Genomic DNA, 19,335 nt, shown 5'->3' with positions numbered 1-19,335 from the left:
AGATATGATCAGAAATCAAGCAATCTTTTAATCGGAGCTGTCGTCCATGACCCTTGCGGAACTTGCCCGGCTTGCCGGCGTTTCAAGAACCACCGCCAGCTATGTCATCAACGGCCAGGGGGCCGCCCGGCGCATCAAGTCGGACACCATCGAGAAAGTGCTTGCGGTGGCTCGTGAGCAGAACTTTCAGGTGGACACCCAGGCCGCGGCCCTGCGAGGCGGCGCCAGCCGGACCCTTGGCTTTATACTGCCGGACCTGGAGAACACGAGTTATGCCAGGCTGGCCAAGCTGCTTGAGCAGGGCGCGAGGGCAAAAGGCTACCAGCTCCTCATTGCCGGCTCCGATGACGATCCCGACACGGAAAAGTCGCTGGCCCGCGCGTTGAAAGCCAGGCGCTGCGACGCGCTTATCGTTGCTAGCGCCCTGGCGGGGGATGACCCGTTCTATCGACAACTTCAGCAAGAGGGTTTACCAGTGATTGCTGTCGATCGGGCCCAGTCCCCTGATGAAATTCGATGCGTTGTGAGCGACAACCGCGCAGCGGCTGAAATCCTGACGCGTTCGGTGCTGGATTCGGGAACCGCCAGCATCGCCTGGCTCGATGCCGTGCCGGAGATTGCCATGACCCAGGAACGTCGGGCTGGTTTTCTGGCCGCCGCCGACAAGGCCAATACACCTGCCTGGGTGGAGAGCGGCCGACATTACGACCGCGCTTCTGGTGCAGAAATGATGCGGCGCATCCTGAGCGAGCATGGGCTGCCGGATGCCTTGGTTACGGCCTCGTACACCCTTCTGCAGGGAGTCCTGGACGTGCTTCTGGAACAGCCGGATGGACTCCCGGAGGCGCTGAAACTTGCGACTTTTGGCGATGACCGGCTTCTGGACTTCCTCCCACTGGCGGTGAACTCTTTACCGCAGAATCATGAGGCCATTGCCAGGGCCACCCTGGAACAGGCCTTCTCAGCGATCACCGAGGAAGGTACCGTGGACACCGTTGTTATTAACCGGACGCTGAAGACTCGGCGTGCGGATCGTTCTGGCGCTGTTCGGCGAACCACCAGCGGGGCAACAACCCCTTGATGCCCGAAGTGAGAAACCGGTCGTCGATCAGCCAGATCACACCCCGGTCCTCCGGGGTGCGAATCACCCGACCGGCCGCCTGAGCCACTTTCTGCAACCCCGGAATCAGATAGGTGTAGTCGTACCCGGCGCCGAAGCGCTGTTCAAGGCGAGCCTTCAGGATTTCATGCCAGGCATCAAAGGGCGGCAGGCCGAGGGTGGCCACGAAGGCACCGATCAACTGGTCTCCCGGTAAATCGATACCCTCACTGAACACCCCACCCAAAACCGCAAAAGCCACACAGCCTTCCGCCTTCCTGAAACCTGCCAGAAAGTCTGCGCGCTGCTGAGGTGACATGCCCGGTTGTTGGGCCCGCTGCGGGATATCCGGTGCGCGCTGCTCCAGAACCTCGCTCGCTTGTTTTGCATATTTGAAGCTGCTGAAAAACGCCAGGTAATGCCCGGGCCGTTCCCGGAACTGTCGGGCGATCAGCTCGGCGATGGGCTTGAGAGACGCTTCCCGGTGAACCTGGCGGGTGCTGATGCCTGGCGTGAAGTGCACCTGCAACTGGTCTGCGCTGAACGGACTGGGTAGCGTGGTAAAACGCGCATCCTCAGGCAGCCCCAGCAAATCCCGGTAGTAAACACCGGGACTCAGGGTGGCGGAAAAAAGCAGAACCGAATGCGCTGCCTCGAACCGCTCCCGCAGGAAATCCGCCGGAATCAAATTCTGGATCGTCAGGCTGGCCCGCCCCCGACCAGCGCGCTGAAATTCACACAGGGAATGATCACCGAAGGCGTCCGCCAGCTTCATGAAAGCCACGCTTTCGAACAAGAGTTCCTGCAATGCCAGATCCGGGGGATTATCGGCCAGGTAATCAGTCAGATTCGAAACCATCGACTGCAGGGCACCGAGCAACTGGGCCGGCAATGTTGCCAGGAACCCCGGGCGTTCAGAGTCTGCCTGATGATCGCGGATCAGGCCCTGCCAGGCCCGTGCGGTCCGGTCGATGGCGGATTTCACCGGTTTTGGCGCGGTCTTTTTGATCCTCAGCAAGCGCTGCTGATCCAGCCGGACCGAATACATGCCTCGACCCCGATCCACGAGGTTGTGGGCTTCATCTAACAGCACGCTGGCCTTCCAGTTGTTCTGGCGAATCAAACCATGGAGCAGGGCGGATTGGTCGAACAGGCGGTTCACGTCACCGATCACCACATCGCTCCACCGGGCCATTTCCTGGGCGAGGAAGTAGGGGCAGATGTCGTGACCGGCAGCGATCTTCGCCAATGTGTGCTGATCCAGTATCCCTTCGGTCTGGGCGGCTTCTGCCCGGGCATCGGGCAGCCGATCGAAAAATCCTTTGGCCAGTGGGCAGGAATCGCCATGACAGGCTTTGTCCGGATGTTCGCAGGCATCGTCTTTGGATACCAATTCGAGCGTTCTCAGGGGCCAGGTCGGGCCCGCTTGAGCCGAACGCAGGCGAGCCACCGCATCCATGGCCAGCTGACGGGCAGTATTGCGACAGGTGAGATAGAACAGCCGGTCCTGTCCGGCGGAGGGCATGGCCATCAGCGCCGGAAACAGGGTGCCGAGGGTCTTTCCCAGGCCGGTCGGGGCTTCCAGAAGCAGAGTGCCGGACTTTACCGCGTTCTTGTATACCGTCTCCGCCAGCTGGCGTTGCCTGGGACGAAATTCGGGGAAGGGAAAGGCAAGGCCGGCGAGCAGCGCATTGCGCTGTTCGCGGTGATGCTCTTCCTGTTCCGCCCAGGCCTTGTATTGACCGCATAGGGTTTCCAGTTCCTGCCAGAGCTCATCGGCACTGGCGGTCTCCACCACCGGTGTTTCCTTGTCCCTGCCGGTGTCGTAATAGATCAGCGCCAGCTCCAGGGTTTTGACGTTTTCCTGTCCACACAAAAGCGCGCCGTAGGCTCGCAGCTGGGCCCGGTGGAGCGCTCGCTGATGCTCACGGATCCGGGACAAGTCACCGCGATGGGTCTTGATCTCCTCTAGCCGGCCGCGGTGCGGGTTGTAGATATCGGCGCGCCCGGAAAGCAATAATCCCCGGCATTCACCAGTCAGTAAATACTCGCTTTTATAGCCATAGCCGCGACGGGATTGTATTGCCTGGTGGCCGGCGATGCCCTCTTCGGCACTGGGAGCCGGGGTGTAGCGGAAGTCCAGATCGCCCCTGCGCGCGGCAAATTCGCACAGGGTTCGGACGGCTACCTTCAGCGTCATTCCATCACCCCATCGTCTTGCCAGCGCACGTAACAGACACTGGCGGGGATACCTTCAACGGCAAAAAATTCGAGCCAACGTATCTGATGGTCCTGCAGCCGATCACCCGGCCCTTTCACTTCAACCATTTCATAACGCTTTTCGGTATCGGTGACGCCGGGAAAGAAACGAATCAGATCGGGGAAGCCACTGCGGTGCTCCCGGATATTCCGTAACAGGCGGCGGAAGAGGGTTTCCAGATCCTCTGCTGGAATGCAGTCCAAGGCCAGGCTGAGGAGTTCCTCGTTGATGACGGGCCAGATCACGAAAGGATTGGTGGTGCCCTGTTTCGCCCGGTAATTAGCCAGAATCCGCTCCCGGTAGCTACCATCGGCCAGCCGACCGAAGCACTGTTCGAAGGAGGCCTGACGGCGGCTGACGAAATCTTCCCGGGTCAGGTCTGCAGGGCCGACATGGAACGGATGGAAAAAGGCCCCCGGCACCGGGGCAAAGATGGTTTGCCAGCAGAGCAGGCCAAACAGACCATTGATCAGGGTGTTTTCCACATAGAACGCAGGCGTCTCTTCCCGATACAGGTGTTGCTGTACAGCGTATTCGACCGATCCCATTGCGGGCTTCGGCAGGGTAAGGGTGATGTCCCGGATAGCTGGTCGGGCCGGCGGCACTGGTGGTGTCTTGCCAAGCCTGCTTGCGAGCCGTTTCAGGATCCGTTCCAGGCCCTGGGCTTCGGCGTCGCTCAGATCATGGCTTTGCCACTCCGACGCAATGGCCCATGCTTCCTGGTGACGTTTCATCCGCTCGAGCAATCGAAGCTGCTTCAGCCGCGCTTCCCGATGGCCGCTGCTGGCGAACGCATCTAACGCCAGCTCCCGCTCTCCCTGGCGCTCCGCCTGACGGCCCAATTCCAACAATAAACGATCACGGCGGCTGGTCAACCAGGCATTTTCACAAGGGCCAGGTACGTCGAGCCAGACCTCTGCGGCAGGTACGCCTTCATCCAGCCTTTCCCGGCACCGATGCATCGCGAGGTAAAGATCAACCTCGGAACGATGCTGGAACGCCCGTGAATCCGGTGTAAACGAGACTGGTTCGTACTGCTGATGACCCAGTTCCACCAGCACAAAATCCGACCAGCTTTGGCGAAGATTGCCAAAAAACATCAGGCGAACCCGATCAAACAGCGCCATGGTTTTTAGCCGAACCACTGGCTTGGCGTGCTGACCCAGCCAGTCGGCAACGGTAAGAGGTTCGGGAAATTGCGGAAGCAGTGCATCGCGCATCTGGCCCTTGGGCAGGTTGGCAGGCTTTCCGGCCGCCTCCAGCAAAGGCCTCGCAGCAGGCCGCAGCTCTCCCAGGGTAAACAGCCGGAAAAGTTCATCCAGGCTGAGCAGGGGGTCGGTATCCAGCCAGTCCGCACCAGCAAGTTCGTCCAGGGCGCGGCTTTCCGGAACGCCCAGCTCCGGGTAATTGAGTTTGTCCGAGCGAAACAGATCGCCTGTGCGCATCACCATGCGGGTCAGAAGAGCCCGCGCCGGCCGGGAAAGGGAATGGAAGCTCGCAAGTCGATCCAGCTCGTCCGCGGTCAGCAGGTCGCCGTGGTGGCGCTGCACCCAGCCAAGGACGGTTTCCGAATTTTCAAGGTAGTACAGCGGATTATTGAGATCTGCGGTACCCGGTTGTTTGCTCTGTGGCTTCGCCGATGACATGGCCTGGTGGATCTTCCTTCGAGTTCGTTCCGGAGTATGACGCTACCACGTTGAGCCGGAGACCGGACATTAACGTAAGTCTATGACTGATTACAGGAGAACATCATGACCGCACCCATTCTGATCACCGGCGCCGGCCAGCGAATTGGCCTGGCCTTCGCCAGGGCCTGCCTGGACCGGGACCAGCCCATCATCGTTACCTACCGCACCTATCGACCGGCGATTGATGCACTCCAGAAAGCCGATGCCGAATGTATCCACGCGGACTTTGCCACGAACGAAGGTATCGAAGCGTTCATTCAAACTCTGAAATCCCGGACCGACAGGCTGCGCGCGATTGTTCACAACGCTTCGGACTGGCTGCCGGAAAGCGAGGATTCAGACCCGGCGGATGTGATGAGCGCGATGATGCAGATTCATGTAACCACGCCCTACCTGATCAACCTTGCCTGCCGGTCGATGCTGGAGCAGGGTGAGTCGACAACCGACATCGTCCATATGACGGACTATGTGGTGGAGAAGGGCAGCGCGAAGCATATCGCCTACGCCGCCAGCAAGGCCGCACTGACCAACCTCACCTTGTCTTTTTCACGGTTACTGGCGCCCAGTGTGAAGGTGAACGCCGTAGCGCCGTCCCTGATCATGTTCAACCAGGGCGACAGCGAGGCTTACCGGAAGAAAACCCTGAAGAAGTCACTTATGGGCATAGAGCCCGGGGCCGAGGTCGCTGTCGCCACCCTGCAGTTTCTACTGGACAACCCCTACATCACCGGTCGGACGCTACCTTTAGATGGCGGACGGCATCTGGTCTGAGACCATTAAATGCCCAGTTCAGCCGGCTGGAGTCTCACGCCGGCCACCCTCCAGGCACCTTCAGTGAGCACCATCCGGTAATAGGCATCCCAACGCTTGCCCTCCGGCCCCTGCAACCGAACCACCTGGATCTCGAAGGCGCCGTGGGGCACGCGCTGGGTAAATTCGATGGCCGTGGCGTTGTGCACTGCCGGGTAGGCTTCACGAACCATGTCGACAAACACCTGTGACGAGCCGAATCGACGCTTAATGCCCTCGGAGGCGTGAGCCCAGGCCTGTTCCTGATCGTTGTTGGCGAAGGCTTCGATCTGGCGAAGGATGGTGTCTCGAATTTCCGCGTCCTTATCACTGGCGACGGTCTGTGATGACCCGAAGATGGCCAAGCCCATGAAAGCCAGCAGGACGGGAATCAGCCACTTTCCGAAACGGATATTTTGGTGACCCATGATGGCACCTCGCTATTGTTCATCTTTTAAACAATACGCCCAGATCAGGACTCCGGATTCGCCCACCTGTCAGGGCGTTGAACTCACCGACGGCGGCTTTAACCAAATCAATCCTGCTCATGGTTGCTCGTTTTATGACCTGTAACGGAAAGCATTTCGTAGAAGCTCTTACGACAACAAACCTGCGGGAGACTTCCGATGCATATGGACACTGGCGAATTGAAGAAGCACAAGCACGACACCATTTCCTTGCTGGAGATCGTCTCCATGGAGGGGCGCTATTACATGGCGAGGTTCTACCTGGATGGTCAGGGCTACGTCCTCACCGACGCCTACGACAAGCCGGTCATGTTTACCGGGGCCTGTGCCGTACGAGAGTACTTCCATGAATATGAAGTTGAGCACACCGATGTGATTCCGCCAACCGGAACCGATGAAATGATCGGCATGCCCGACAGCGGCTCGGAAACCATGCGGGTGCCCCTGTAGGGCCCCGCTGGACGGTCGCTCAGCTTCCAGCGAATGACAGGGAATCCACCAGATCGGCGCCGTTGAAGACTGCGCCGTGAAAATCACTTTCCGGAACCTGATTCAGCGTAAACACCAGCGCACTGGCCGCCTGCTCGGCGGTCAGGCATTCCCCCGCCTCCAGGCGCCCCGCCAGCCACTCTGCGTGCGGCAGGTTCAGGTCGCCGGCCTTCTTGATGTGGTTGCGGATGCCCGGCGTATCCACCAGACCCGGTTGGAACAGACTGACCACCGGTCCGTCCGGCATGGTGTCGAATTCCACAGACATCTGGCGCACCAGCCGACGCAACGCCATTTTGCTGATTCCGTAGCTGCCGGTTCCGGGTTGTGCGTGCTTGTCCATTCCAGCACCGATCATCACAATCCTCGACGCCGGGTCTCCGCCTTTTAAAAGCGGAAGCAGGGATTGGGTGAGTAACAGGGGCGCAGATACGTTAACGGCCAGGGCTTCCTGAAAATCAATCAAACCAAGGCTGGCGAAATCTGCTGCGGGTTCACCCACACCTGCACAGTAGACAAACGCTGAAAGGTGGTCGACCGCATCACCGACCTGGTGGGCCAGGTTACGAGTACTCTCTGGATCCGCCAGGTCAACTTCAAGGGTCATCAGTTCAGAGTCAGGCGCTTCAACGCGGACTGTGTCTGCCACGTCCTCCAGCTTTCGCACAGTACGGCCAGCGAGAATCAGGTTATGGCCGCGGGGGGCAAGCTCGAGAGCCAGAGCCCGGCCGATGCCCGAACCGGCGCCGGTGATCAGTGTCCACATAATGCCTCTCTCCTTCGCAGATGGTTCACGACACCGTCTGTCGCAGCGGGCCGCGATAATTTGCGGTGATCAAACGTTTCAGACTGTCCGCATCTGTGGTCACATACGGTAACCTGTGGCAACAGGATTGAACTGCATACCAGACAAGGAAATTCATGGCTGCTCTGTCCACCGATAAGCCCGCTACCATCGACCCCGGGTTTCACGCGATCCACGCCAACCATCTGGAAGACCTTCGCCGGGCGGTGGTCTACATCTGTCGGAACAACCCCATGCCGCCACTGGAGAGCGAGACCTTCCTGGTGCAGAGCAACGGCATTGCCCAGTGGCTGAAGCTCGCGCTGGCGGAGAAACGCACGGACGATGGCATGGACGGCGGTCTGGGTATTGCCGCCGGCATGGATTTCCTGTTTCCGGCCCGGTTTATCTGGCAGGCCTACCGGGCGGTCCTACCGGACGGCGAGGTGCCGGAACAGTCACCCTTCGACAAGCGTCGCCTGGTGTGGCGGCTGTACCGGTTACTACCCAGCCTCGTCGGTCAGGACGAAGCCTTCACGCCCCTGGCCCGGTTTCTGGAGGGCAACGATCCGGACCTGCGCAATTTCCAGCTGGCGGAAAAGGTGGCGGATCTGTTCGACCAGTACCAGGTGTTCCGGGCCGACTGGCTGGCCGCCTGGGAGCAGGGCAAAGATGTGATCATCACAGCCCGGGCGGAGGAAAAACCGCTGGATACAGAAACCCGCTGGCAGCCTCTGCTCTGGCGCCGGCTGGTAGAGGATGTGGGCGCGGAAGCCCATACCAGCCGATCGCAGATCCACACCCGGTTCATGGAGCAGGGCCAGCGTATCCCGGCACCGGCAAATCCGTCGCGCCTGCCGAACCGGATCGTCGTATTCGGCGTTTCCTCACTGCCGCGGCAAGCACTGGAGGCGCTGTATGTGCTGAGCCGGTTCAGCCAGGTGGTGCTCTGTGTTCATAACCCCTGCCAGTTTTACTGGGCCGATATCATCAGCGACCGGGAGCTGCTCACGGCCGAACGCAAGCGGGGCAGAACCCACCCCACGCTGTCCGCCGTTGAAGATCCAGACCAGCTGCACCAGCATGCCAACCCGTTGCTGGCCGCCTGGGGCAAGCAGGGCCGTGACTACATCCGCCTGCTGGACGAGTTCGACAACCCGGAGGAATACCGGGGCAGCTTCGAGACGCCGGATCAAAAAATCGATATCTTCTCGGACCATGGCAACCCGGAAGCACCGCGCCTCCTGCACCAGCTGCAGAACGATATCCACAACCTGACGCCGCTCCGGGAAATCCGCCAGCAGCACCGACAACTGGATTTGCGGCAGGATCACTCCCTGGCGTTCCACCAGGCCCACAGCCCCCAGCGTGAAGTGGAGATTCTGCACGACCAACTCCTGGCGGCTTTCAACGCCGACCCAACGCTGCGGCCCCGGGATGTTATCGTGATGGTGCCCGATATCAACGTGTACGCGCCTCATATACAGGCGGTATTCGGCCGTTACCAACCCGGGCGCAAGCGCCACATTCCCTTCACCATTTCGGACCAGGGCCAGCGCCACCACGAACCCGTGCTGATTGCCCTGGAAACCCTGATGTCACTTCCCCACAGCCGGTTTGCGGTGAGTGAAATCATCAGCCTGCTGGAAGTACCCGGTATACGGGACCGTTTCGGGATCGGCGAAGACGAGATTCCCCTGGCCCGTCGCTGGGTGGAGGGCGCCAATATCCGCTGGGGGCTGCATGGCCGGCACCGGGAAAGCCTGGATCTGCCCGCCGAACTGGAGCGCAACACCTGGCAATCCGGGCTGCGCTCGATGCTGCTGGGGTATGGCATGGGCGACGATGAGCCCTGGGGTGGCGTAGAACCCTTCGGCGAGATCGGCGGCCTCCAGGCCAGCCTGGCGGGCCGTCTGAACGACTTTGTGCATCAGCTGGAAGTGCTCTGGCTGGCGCTGCAGACCCGCCGCACGCCCCAAGACTGGGAACGCCTGTTTTCAGACATGCTTGAGCAGTTTTTCCACAAGGTGGACGGCAGTGACCTGTTGCTGCTGAACCGGTTCCGCCGCCAGCTGGAGCAGTGGCTGGAAGACGCCCTGGCCGCCGGCCTTGGGGAACAGACCCTGCCCCTGAATATCGTCAAGGATGTGCTGCTGGAAGGCCTGGATGAGGGCGGCCTCAACCAGCGCTTCCTCGCCGGCAAGGTAAATTTCGCCACCCTGATGCCGATGCGCGCCATTCCCTTCCGGAATGTGTGCCTGCTGGGCATGAACGACGGTGATTATCCCCGTTCGCGACCACCGGTGGATTTTGACCTGATGGCCCAGGATTACCGCCCCGGGGATCGCTCCCGCCGGGAGGACGACCGCTACCTGTTCCTGGAAGCTTTGTTATCCGCCCGGGAGCAGCTTTACATCAGCTGGGTGGGCCGGAGTATCAAAGACGATTCAGAACGGCCGCCGTCTGTGCTGGTGGGCCAGCTGCAGGATCATCTCGACAGCTTGTGGTCCGTGGCAGGGCTACCGGACGAAAAAGTCACGGAAGTGCTCACCACCCAGCATCCGCTGCAACCCTTCAGCCGGGCCTATTTCCCGAAAGCCAATGGCCTGACAGAGGGCGAAGACAGTGAGCCGCGGCCTCTGGCGGAGGTGCTGCAAGCCCGCCATCTATTCACTTACGAGCGGGAGTGGCGCAGTGCCCATGGTGTTGAAACTAATCAAGACGTGCAGTCTGCACTTCCGTACCAGACACCCGAAGAACCCATCAGCCTGAGCGATCTGGCGGCTTTCCTGAAAAAGCCCATCGACACCTTCTATCAACGTCGACTGCAGGTGCACTTCGAGGATGTTGAGGACGACGACACCGACAACGAGAATTTCGACCTGGACGGCCTCGACCGCTGGCGCTTGGACAATGAGTTGATTCAGGACGGACTGCTGAAAGCCGGCAATGAAGAAGAACTGGAAGACCGGTTGCAAACAATCCTGGACCGGATGGCCCGCCGCGGGGACCTGGGCATGGGCGTGACCGAGCACCGCCTGCGTTCCGAGTTGGCCGGGCGCTTGCCGGACCTGTTCGACCGGTACCAGAGTGCACTGGCAGACTGGCCGGAGGCGGTCGCCGAGCCTCTGCCTTTTGACTACCAGTTTGAAAATGACCTGGGTTCGGTCGCCGTTGCCGATCTGATCGAAGGCCTTCGCTGCAATGCCGCGGGCGATCTGTGCCGTCTGGTGGTGGCCAGCTCCAGCCTGCTGACCGGCTCCGGTTCCAGCAGGAAAGTGCGCTATGCCAACCTGATGCGGGACTGGCTGATTCATCTGGCCGGGCAAATGCGAGGGCAGCCGTTCGATACCCTGATCCTGGGTAAGGAGGAGGGCCGCCGCTTTCACTTTGCGGCCTTTACGCCGGAACAGGCCAGACCGCTGTTCGAAACTGTGCTCACCCGGTGGATGGAGGCCACCACACGTGCCTTGCCTATTCACTGCGAGGCCGGCTTTGCCTGGATCACCAGTTACTACGGCGGTAAAAAGTACGTCGGTGACCACGAGCGGGCTATCAACGAGGCCGAGCAGGCCTATACCACCGCTCTTGAGCGGGACGTTGGTTACCTGATGGGCACATTTGAAACGCCGGAACGGCTGATGGCCAGCGGCGAATTCGAAGCCCTGTTGCATCAGCTCTACTTGCCGGTTTGGGAAGCCGAGCAGGGCAAGTCGGCGGCGGATCAGATCGGAGGTGTGGAATGACGGAACAGAAAAACAACCGGAACCCGAATCTGGATCCCCTGGCCCTCGCCCTGAACGGCAGCGCCCTGATCGAGGCCAGTGCCGGCACCGGCAAAACCTTCACCATAGCCATTCTGTACGTGCGCCTGGTGCTTGGCCACGGCCAGTCCCCGGACAGCCCGCTGCAGAATCTGCTGCCACCCAACCTGCTGGTGGTGACCTTCACCGAGGCCGCCACCAAGGAACTGCGAGACCGGATCCGCACCCGGCTGACCCAGGCCGCGGAGGTGTTTTCGGAGGCGGCCGACGAGTCTGATCCGCCTGCAGAAACGGCACTGATCTACCAGCTAAGGAATGAGAGTTATCCGGATCCGGCCAGTTGGCCGGAATGCCGCAAAAAGCTGCTGCTGGCCGCAGAGTGGATGGACGAGGCGGCGGTATCTACTATCCACAGTTTTTGTAACCGCATGCTCAGCGAGCACGCGTTCGACAGCGGCAGCCTGTTCAAACTTACTCTGGAAACCGACCAGAGCGAGCTGCTGGACGAGGTCGCCCGGGATTACTGGCGCACCTTTGTCTATCCTCTGCCCCCGATGCTGATGGACGAGGCACTGAGTCACTGGAGAACACCCGGGGATCTGCGCCAGGGCGTTCGCAACCTGATTGACGATCCCCAGAGCCTGGGCACACCGCCCGACAGCGTTCACCAGGCCATCGATCAGGTGGTCAGGCGGCGCCTGGAACAGTCACAGGCCCTCAAGGCTCATCCATGGAGCCAGTGGCGCGGCGAGGTCATCGACCTGCTCAACGATCTGAACCAGACCAAACGACTCCATGGCGGGAGCAAGAACGCCATGATCAAAGTCTGGGACTTTCTGGTTGCCTGGGCAGAATCGGACGAACTGTTGCCCGAGAAAATCGACAGCGCCGCGGGCTTTAAAAACCAGACGCCCGACGGTCTCAACAAGATTCTGAAAGGCGATGAATCTGCCCCCTATCATCCTGCCTTCGACGCCATCGAAGCGCTGCTGGATTTCAGCCAGAACCAGCCCAGCGCCAAATCCGACATTCTGCGCCACGCCAGCCACTGGATAGCTGAACGGCTGGAATCGGAAAAGCGGAAACGCTCGGAAATGGGCTTTGACGATCTGCTTACCCGGCTGGACGAAGCCCTGCACGGTCCCCGTGGCGATCAGTTGGCAGCCACTATCCGGCGCCAGTTTCCGGTGGCCCTGATCGACGAATTCCAGGACACCGACCCGGTGCAGTACCGCATTTTCGACCGCATTTACAATGTGGCGGGCGGCGACCCCGACACCTGCCTGCTGATGATCGGCGATCCCAAGCAGGCTATCTACGGGTTCCGGGGCGCCGATATCTACACCTACCTGCAGGCAAGGCAGGGCGTGAAAGAACGCACCTACACACTGGGTAAAAACTTCCGCTCCGCCAAAACCATGGTGGCGGCGGTCAACCGGGTCTTTGAACACAGCGATCAGCACAGCCGGGACGGCGCCTTCCTTTTTGGCAAGGGCGATACCTCCCCGCTGCCCTTCCAGGGCGTGGACGCCAATGGCACCAAACGGGTCTGGGCGATCAACGGGCAGGTGCAGCCCAGTCTGGTGTTCTGGACCCACGAATCCGGCGAAGAGGACAAGGACGGCAACCCGAAAGGAATGGCCAAGGGCACTGCCACCGCCGATGTGTCAGAAACCTGCGCCAGCGAGATCGCCCGTTTGCTGACCCTGGGCCACGCCGAACAGGCCGGTTTTGCCTTGCCCGATGACCCGGAAGATCTGGACCCGGTTGCCCCTAAAGACATCGCCATACTGGTCAACAACCGCAACGAAGCCAGCGCGGTGCGGGACGCCCTGAGTCGCCGGCGCATCAAGAGCGTCTACCTGTCAGACCGGGATTCTGTACTGACTTCCCGGGAATCAAAGGAAATGCTGTGCTGGCTGCGGGCGTTTGCCGAGCCCCGGCAACTGGCCTACATACGCGCCGCGCTGGCCACGCCGACTCTGGGTCAGTCCTGGGATGCCCTGAATCAGCTGCTCACCGACGAGCTGGTGCTGGAGCGGGAAATCGAGCGATTTATCGGCTATCAGCAGCAGTGGCAGAAGCAGGGTGTGCTGCCCACGCTGCGCAGTTTTCTGATGGATTTCGAGGTGCCGGGCCGGTTGCTGCAACGCCCGGACGGCGAACGACGACTAACCGATATCCTGCACATCGCCGAGTTGCTGCAGCAGGACAGCCTGCAACTGGACGGCGAACATGCCCTGGTGCATCACTACACCCAGATACTGCGGGCGGCCGACGAGGAAGACGAGCACCGCACCCTGCGACTGGAAAGTGATGCTGGCCTGGTGAAGGTCATCACCGTGCACAAGTCCAAGGGTCTGGAGTACCCCCTCGTGTTCCTGCCCTTCGGCACGGCTTTTCGTGCGCAGAGTGAAAAGCAGGCCTTCGTGCGTTATCACGATGACGGGGGCAGGCTGATCACGGTATTCGACCCGTCGCCGGATGACGTGGCCCGGGCCGACCAGGAGCGTTTGGGCGAGGATATCCGTAAACTCTACGTGGCCCTGACCCGCGCCCGCTTTGCCACCTGGGTGGGCACGGCGGCCCTGGACAACTGGCAGCAAAGCGGTCTGGGCTACCTGATTGGCGACGATGGCCAGAGCCGCATCAGCGACTGCCTGGAGGAACTGGCGCAGGGCAGAGGAGAGATCGGGATTACTCCGTTACCGGATCCGGACGAAACACAGTATCAAGAGCAGGCCCCGGAAGCCCTCGGGCCGGCACTAATCTCCAAACGGGAGGCTAAAGAGGACTGGTGGATCGCCAGTTACTCCTCCATCGAATACACCGGCATGACCGGCACCGGTATTGCCTTTACCGGTGAGGTGGAAGACGCCCAGACTCAGAACCTGCTGGAAGAGAGCAGTCAGGAGGACAGCCAGGAAGACAACAACGAGACGGCTCAATTGGCCGCTCACCGCAACCAGCACCATTTTCCCAAAGGCGCTGGCCCCGGCACTTTCCTGCACGAACTGTTGGAGTGGTGCACGCAACAGGGCTTCCAGAGGGTTGTGGATAACCCGTCCCTGCTCCGCGAGCACCTGACCCGCCGATGCGGGACCCGCGGCTGGGGTGACTGGGTGGAACCCCTCGAGCGTTGGCTGCTGGCACTGATCAGCAAACCATTGGTCCTCGACCGGGCCGACACCAAACCCGTCAGCCTGGCGAATCTGGCGACCCTGCGCCCCGAACTGGAATTCTGGTTTGAGAGCCGCAATGTCAGCGTGCGAAAACTCGACCAGCTGGTAACTGCGCACACGCTGAACGGCGCAGACCGGCCCCGGGTCGAAGAGACCCGTTTCAACGGCATGCTCAAGGGCTTCATCGATCTGGTGTTCGAACACGAGGGGCGATATTACGTGCTGGACTACAAATCCAATACCCTGGGCGAGGATGACAGCGCCTACACCGATCAGGCCATGGGCGATGCCATTCTGGATAAACGCTATGATCTGCAGTACGTTCTTTATCTGCTCGCGTTGCACCGGCTGCTGAAAGCCCGCTTGCCGGATTACGACTACGACCGGCACGTTGGCGGCGCGGTTTATCTGTTCCTGCGGGGCATCGATTCCACCGGTGGCGGTGCCTTCTCTGACAAACCGCCCAGGGCCCTGATCGAGCAACTGGATGCCCTTTTCGATGGCGAGTCCTTGACCGGGGAGGTGGCTGCATGAGCCGTTCCCGTTCTCATAACGAAAACGCCGACCACCAGATTGATCTGTTCGCCGACGATAACACCCCGGAATCGCCAACCATGGCGAAAGGCGAGGATAACATGGTCGAGATCAGGGGCCTGCTCAACAGCCTGGATAACACCGAGGCGCTTCTACAGCACTGGCAGCAGGCAGAATGGATCCGCCCACTGGATGTTGGGTTTGCGCGGCTGATCCGGGAGCTGTCGGAAGAGCAGGGCGAAGAGCCGGACCCGCTGGTTCTGCTGCTGGCTGCACTGACCTCCCACCAGGTGGGGCGCGGCCATGTGTGCATTGATCTCGGCAATCTCCTGGCCGATGCTGTCCAGACCCTGTCACTACCGCCCGAAGAGTCGAGTTACCAGCCACCCAAGGATACCGACACCAGCGAAACGCACCAGCCGGAACCGGCGGAGCTGCTCGCACTCGTGACGCTGTCGGAATGTCTGGCATTGCTGGGAGCATCCTGCGCCGTAAGTGATGGCTCACACACCACTCCCCTGGTGTTGAACGATACCCGTCTCTATCTGCGGCGATTCTGGCGCTACGAGCAATGCATTGCCGAGGGAATTCGGCAACGGCTGGCTCTGCCGTCGTCCCTGGCGGATCCGGAATCCGGGCCTGCCCGTACCCTGTCCCGCGCCCTCGACCAGCTGTTCCAGTCGTCAGAAGCGGTGGACTACCAGAAACTGGCCTGCGCCCTGGCAGCCCGAAACCGTTTCGCGGTCATCACCGGCGGACCCGGCACCGGAAAGACCACCACGGTGGTTAACCTGCTTGCGGCTTTGCAGGCGGTAGCCGGTGAATCCCCGGACAGGGCGGGCCGGAAATACCGGATCCGGCTGGCGGCCCCGACCGGCAAGGCTGCCGCCCGACTGAACGAATCCATCGGCGGTGCGGTGAGCCGGTTACCCCTTGCCGAACTGCCGGGAAACGTCGATCTGAGTGATATCCCCACCAGAGTCACGACCCTGCACCGATTACTGGGCAGCCGACCGGATACACGAAAATTCCGCCACAATCGGGACAACCCGTTGCTGGTGGATATCCTGGTGATCGATGAAGCTTCCATGGTGGACGTCGACCTGATGGCATCGGTGTTCGATGCCCTGCCCGACAACGCCCAGCTCATCCTGCTGGGCGACAAGGATCAACTGGCCTCGGTGGATGCCGGCGCGGTACTCGGTGAGTTGTGCCAACGGGCCTTCCAGGCCCACTACACACCGCAAACAGCGCAGTGGCTGACCGCCATGACCGGTAGCCGGCTACCGGAGTCACTGGTGGACGAATCGGGCCAGCCCCTGGATCAGGCCGTGGCGATGCTGCGCAAGAGCTACCGGTTCCGGGAAGACAGCGGTATCCGTGCCTTTGCCGAAGCCGTGAATACCAATGCGCTGGATCGCGCCATGGTGCGCCGGATCCGGGAGGCGGCGTTCGACGATGTCATCCTGCTCAGCAGCCCACCCGGAAAACCGGATCCGGAAGACACCCTGGAGCTGGTGTGTCGCCATGCCATAAACGGATCTCCGGAGGCATTCCGCAATGCCGGCCAGGGACGGTTGGTAAATGGGCACCTCCTGCCGCCGCCGGTTGGTTTCCGCCATTATCTCGAACGCTTGCGAAATCATGGTCTGAACGAAAACAGCCCCCGCGAAGACTGGGATGCGATGGCGGTCCAACTGCTTGAAGCTTTCAGTGACTTCCAGGTGCTCTGTGCCCTACGCAGGGGGCCCTGGGGCGTGGAAGGACTGAATGACCGGATCGCAAGGCAGTTGCTGGCTGAGAAGCTAATTCCGCGCGCCGAGGGCTGGTACCCGGGCCGGCCAGTGTTGATCACCGGCAACGATTACAACCTGGGCCTGATGAACGGCGATATCGGCATTACTGTCAGCGTGCCCTGGGACCGGACGGCAACCGGGGAGCCCCGATACACGCTGAGGGTGGCCTTCCCCAGCAGCGACACACCCGGCGGTATTCGGTGGATCTCGCCCAGTCGGCTGCAGCAGCTGGAAACCGTGTACGCCATGACGGTGCACAAATCCCAGGGCTCGGAGTTCAATCACACCTGTCTGGTGCTGCCAGACCGGCTCAGCCCTGTGTTGACGAAAGAACTGGTCTACACGGGCATTACCCGGGCCCGGAACTGGTTCAGCCTGATTACTGGCAACCCGAACGTTCTCCGGGAGGCCGTCGGTCAGCAAGTAGTCCGCGCCTCCGGGTTGGCCGAAAGACTCATGGCCGACTAATCGTTGGTGCGCTCCCGGTCATCATGTCCGGTTTCATCACGGTTGTGCTGCTGCGCCCACAATTGGGCGTAGTGTCCGCCGGCGGCCAGCAATTTGCCATGACTACCGCTCTCAACAATGCGTCCGCCATCCATCACCAGAATGGTGTTGGCATCCCGGATAGTCGACAGCCGATGGGCAATAACCAGGGTGGTCCGCTGCTGGCTGACTTCGTTCAGCGCCCCAAGAATAGCCTGCTCCGAGAGTGAATCCAGGGAGGAAGTGGCCTCATCCAGAATCAGTAACGGGGGGTTCTTCAGAATCACCCTGGCAATGGCCACCCGCTGTTTTTCACCCCCGGAGAGCTTCAGGCCACGCTCGCCCACCTTGGTTTCATAGCCCTCCGGCAGGCTGTGGATAAAGTCTTCCAGGTGAGCCATGCGGGCCGCCCGATAGACTTCCTCCTCGGTGGCTTCCGGCCGGCCGTAAGCCAGGTTCCGGTACAGGGTATCGTTGAACAGCACCGTATCCTGGGGCACCACACCAATCGCCGACCGCAGGCTGTCCTGAGTTACCGTCCGGATATCCTGGCCATCGATACGGATAGCGCCCTGATCAACTTCATAAAAGCGGAACAGCAGGCGGGCGAGGGTGGACTTGCCGGCGCCACTGGCCCCCACCACCGCCACCGTGTGTCCCGCCGGGATGGAAAAGCTCACATCGCGCAGGATCGGCCGGTCCGGGCGGTAGGCAAAGTGGATATGATCGAACTGCACTTCGCCTTTATCCACAGCCAGTTTCGTTGCGTCCGGGGCATCCTCAATGGCCGGCTTATCCCCCAGCAGCTTGAACAGACGCTCGACGTTCACCAGGGCCTGTCGGATTTCCCGGTAGACAAAACCCAGGGCATTCAGGGGTATGAACAGCTGCAGCAGATAGGCGTTGATCATGGTGAAATCCCCGAGGGTGATCTCGCCGCTGGCCACCTCCCGCACCGCCATAGCCATGATGACGATCATGGCCAGACCAATAATCAGCGCCTGGCCGGAGTTCAGGGCGGCCAATGACAGCCGGTTCTTCAATCGGGCCTGTTCCCAGTCGTCCAGGTCCCGGTCATAAACTTCGGCCTCATAGCGCTCGTTGTTGAAATATTTCACCGTCTCGTAGTTCAGCAGGCTGTCTATGGCCCGCGAGTTGGACTGGTTATCCCGGGCATTGGCTTCGCGCACGAATTTGGTCCGCCATTCCGTGATCTTGATGGAGAAAACCACATACACCACGACAGCCACCAGGATCGCCAGCACATAGCTGACGTTAAACACGACAAACAGGATGCCGGCCACCAGCAGGATTTCCAGCAGGGTGGGCACGATGTTGAACAGGGTAAAACGGAGCAGGAAGCTGATTCCATTCGTGCCCCGCTCAATATCCCGGGCCAGGCCGCCGGTCTTGCGGTCCAGGTGGAAGGCCAGTTCCCGCTGGTGCAGGTGCTCGAACACCCGCAGGGACACCCGGCGCATGGCCCGTTCAGCCACCCGGGCGAAGACGGCATCCCGGAGCTCGTTGAACAGGGTTGCACCAAAGCGCAGTGAACCGTAGGCGACCACCAGGATCACCGGAATCCACAGGAGCATATCGGCGCCCCGGTTCTGGTCCAGGTAGTCGACGATGTATTTCAGCGCGATGGGCGTGGCAACGGTGGCCAGCTTGGCCAGCACCAGCAGAGCCAGGGACAGGACCACCCGGCCACGGAATTCGGCCAGGTAGGGCCAGAGGCCTGAAATGGTTTTCCAGTCCGGTTTATGATCTGCCGGGTAGTCGTTGTCGGCGTAGGCGCGCACTATGGAAATATCCTTTGGTAATGTTGTCGGATTACGCTGGGCTAATCCGACCTACGAGTAAACTCCAAATTCTGGGAGCCCGCGTGGGTGGAGGGTCCTTCCGAGACCGTCAAAAGCCAGGGATGGCTTTTGCCGAGCGTACATGGACGTATTTACAGCGTGTCTCGGAAGGACCCTCCACCCATGTTGGCTCTA

11 protein-coding genes are annotated in these 19,335 nt (G+C 60.7%); 6 read left to right on the top strand and 5 right to left on the bottom strand.

Annotated elements, in window-relative coordinates; genetic code table 11:
- Positions 1–46 precede the first annotated feature (46 nt).
- The gene (gene cra, locus SIC15_RS00120; protein ID WP_412536804.1) at positions 47–1,081 is read left to right on the top strand and encodes a catabolite repressor/activator; all 1,035 of its coding nucleotides are present in this window, start codon (positions 47–49) and stop codon (positions 1,079–1,081) included.
- On the opposite strand, the gene SIC15_RS00115 is transcribed toward cra, so the two are convergent.
- Both SIC15_RS00115 and SIC15_RS00110 read right to left on the bottom strand, forming a co-directional pair.
- On the bottom strand, positions 1,002–3,299 hold the full coding sequence (locus SIC15_RS00115) for a helicase C-terminal domain-containing protein (RefSeq protein ID WP_412536803.1): 2,298 nt from the start codon (positions 3,297–3,299) through the stop codon (positions 1,002–1,004). The genes cra and SIC15_RS00115 overlap by 80 nt on opposite strands.
- A complete protein-coding gene (locus SIC15_RS00110; protein ID WP_412536802.1) occupies positions 3,296–5,005 on the bottom strand; it encodes a VRR-NUC domain-containing protein in 1,710 nt (569 codons plus the stop codon). Before SIC15_RS00110 ends, SIC15_RS00115 begins: the two co-directional genes overlap by 4 nt.
- Positions 5,006–5,110: 105 nt before the next feature.
- On the opposite strand from SIC15_RS00110, the gene folM reads away from it, so the two are divergent.
- Positions 5,111–5,818, top strand: a complete 708-nt coding sequence (gene folM / locus SIC15_RS00105) for a dihydromonapterin reductase (RefSeq protein ID WP_412536801.1) — start codon at positions 5,111–5,113, stop codon at positions 5,816–5,818.
- Positions 5,819–5,823: 5 nt separating this feature from the next.
- Here the strand turns inward: folM and SIC15_RS00100 are convergent, their stop codons facing one another.
- Entirely contained in the window at positions 5,824–6,264 is a 441-nt protein-coding gene (locus tag SIC15_RS00100) for a DUF4864 domain-containing protein (protein ID WP_412536800.1), read from the bottom strand.
- Between the two features lie 198 nt (positions 6,265–6,462).
- Here SIC15_RS00100 and SIC15_RS00095 point away from each other — a divergent pair, with 198 nt between their 5' ends.
- Positions 6,463–6,753, top strand: a complete 291-nt coding sequence (locus tag SIC15_RS00095; RefSeq protein ID WP_069182422.1) for a DUF6482 family protein — start codon at positions 6,463–6,465, stop codon at positions 6,751–6,753.
- Between the two features lie 19 nt (positions 6,754–6,772).
- Here SIC15_RS00095 and SIC15_RS00090 read toward each other — a convergent pair whose 3' ends face one another.
- Positions 6,773–7,558 (bottom strand): SDR family NAD(P)-dependent oxidoreductase, encoded by a 786-nt coding sequence (locus SIC15_RS00090; RefSeq protein WP_412536799.1) that lies wholly within the window; start codon positions 7,556–7,558, stop codon positions 6,773–6,775.
- A gap of 155 nt (positions 7,559–7,713) precedes the next feature.
- On the opposite strand from SIC15_RS00090, the gene recC reads away from it, so the two are divergent.
- Genes recC through recD form a run of 3 tightly spaced genes read left to right on the top strand, consistent with a single transcriptional unit; the run spans position 7,714 to position 17,320 of the window.
- Positions 7,714–11,322 carry an exodeoxyribonuclease V subunit gamma gene (gene recC / locus SIC15_RS00085; RefSeq protein ID WP_412536798.1) on the top strand — a complete coding sequence of 1,203 codons (3,609 nt, stop codon included), beginning with the start codon at positions 7,714–7,716 and terminating at the stop codon, positions 11,320–11,322.
- The gene (gene recB / locus SIC15_RS00080) at positions 11,319–15,056 is read left to right on the top strand and encodes an exodeoxyribonuclease V subunit beta (protein ID WP_412536797.1); all 3,738 of its coding nucleotides are present in this window, start codon (positions 11,319–11,321) and stop codon (positions 15,054–15,056) included. The genes recC and recB overlap by 4 nt, the downstream gene beginning before the upstream one ends.
- Entirely contained in the window at positions 15,053–17,320 is a 2,268-nt protein-coding gene (gene recD, locus SIC15_RS00075; protein WP_412536796.1) for an exodeoxyribonuclease V subunit alpha, read from the top strand. Before recB ends, recD begins: the two co-directional genes overlap by 4 nt.
- On the opposite strand, the gene SIC15_RS00070 is transcribed toward recD, so the two are convergent.
- Positions 17,317–19,140 (bottom strand): ABCB family ABC transporter ATP-binding protein/permease, encoded by a 1,824-nt coding sequence (locus tag SIC15_RS00070; RefSeq protein ID WP_412536795.1) that lies wholly within the window; start codon positions 19,138–19,140, stop codon positions 17,317–17,319. The genes recD and SIC15_RS00070 overlap by 4 nt on opposite strands.
- Positions 19,141–19,335 lie beyond the last annotated feature (195 nt).

The organism is Marinobacter sp. MIT932201 (assembly GCF_047123295.1).
Taxonomy (GTDB): domain Bacteria; phylum Pseudomonadota; class Gammaproteobacteria; order Pseudomonadales; family Oleiphilaceae; genus Marinobacter; species Marinobacter salsuginis.
This window is presented reverse-complemented; position numbering and strand designations above follow the sequence as displayed.

What these genes read in the sequence shown, in the direction of transcription:
- SIC15_RS00095 (WP_069182422.1), top strand. Translation starts at nt 6,463, where the DNA reads ATGCATATGGACACTGGCGAATTGAAGAAGCACAAGCACGACACCATT.
- recC (WP_412536798.1), top strand. Translation starts at nt 7,714, where the DNA reads ATGGCTGCTCTGTCCACCGATAAGCCCGCTACCATCGACCCCGGGTTT.
- recB (WP_412536797.1), top strand. Translation starts at nt 11,319, where the DNA reads ATGACGGAACAGAAAAACAACCGGAACCCGAATCTGGATCCCCTGGCC.
- SIC15_RS00090 (WP_412536799.1), bottom strand. Translation starts at nt 7,558, where the DNA reads ATGTGGACACTGATCACCGGCGCCGGTTCGGGCATCGGCCGGGCTCTG.
- SIC15_RS00115 (WP_412536803.1), bottom strand. Translation starts at nt 3,299, where the DNA reads ATGACGCTGAAGGTAGCCGTCCGAACCCTGTGCGAATTTGCCGCGCGC.
- recD (WP_412536796.1), top strand. Translation starts at nt 15,053, where the DNA reads ATGAGCCGTTCCCGTTCTCATAACGAAAACGCCGACCACCAGATTGAT.
- cra (WP_412536804.1), top strand. Translation starts at nt 47, where the DNA reads ATGACCCTTGCGGAACTTGCCCGGCTTGCCGGCGTTTCAAGAACCACC.
- SIC15_RS00100 (WP_412536800.1), bottom strand. Translation starts at nt 6,264, where the DNA reads ATGGGTCACCAAAATATCCGTTTCGGAAAGTGGCTGATTCCCGTCCTG.
- folM (WP_412536801.1), top strand. Translation starts at nt 5,111, where the DNA reads ATGACCGCACCCATTCTGATCACCGGCGCCGGCCAGCGAATTGGCCTG.
- SIC15_RS00110 (WP_412536802.1), bottom strand. Translation starts at nt 5,005, where the DNA reads ATGTCATCGGCGAAGCCACAGAGCAAACAACCGGGTACCGCAGATCTC.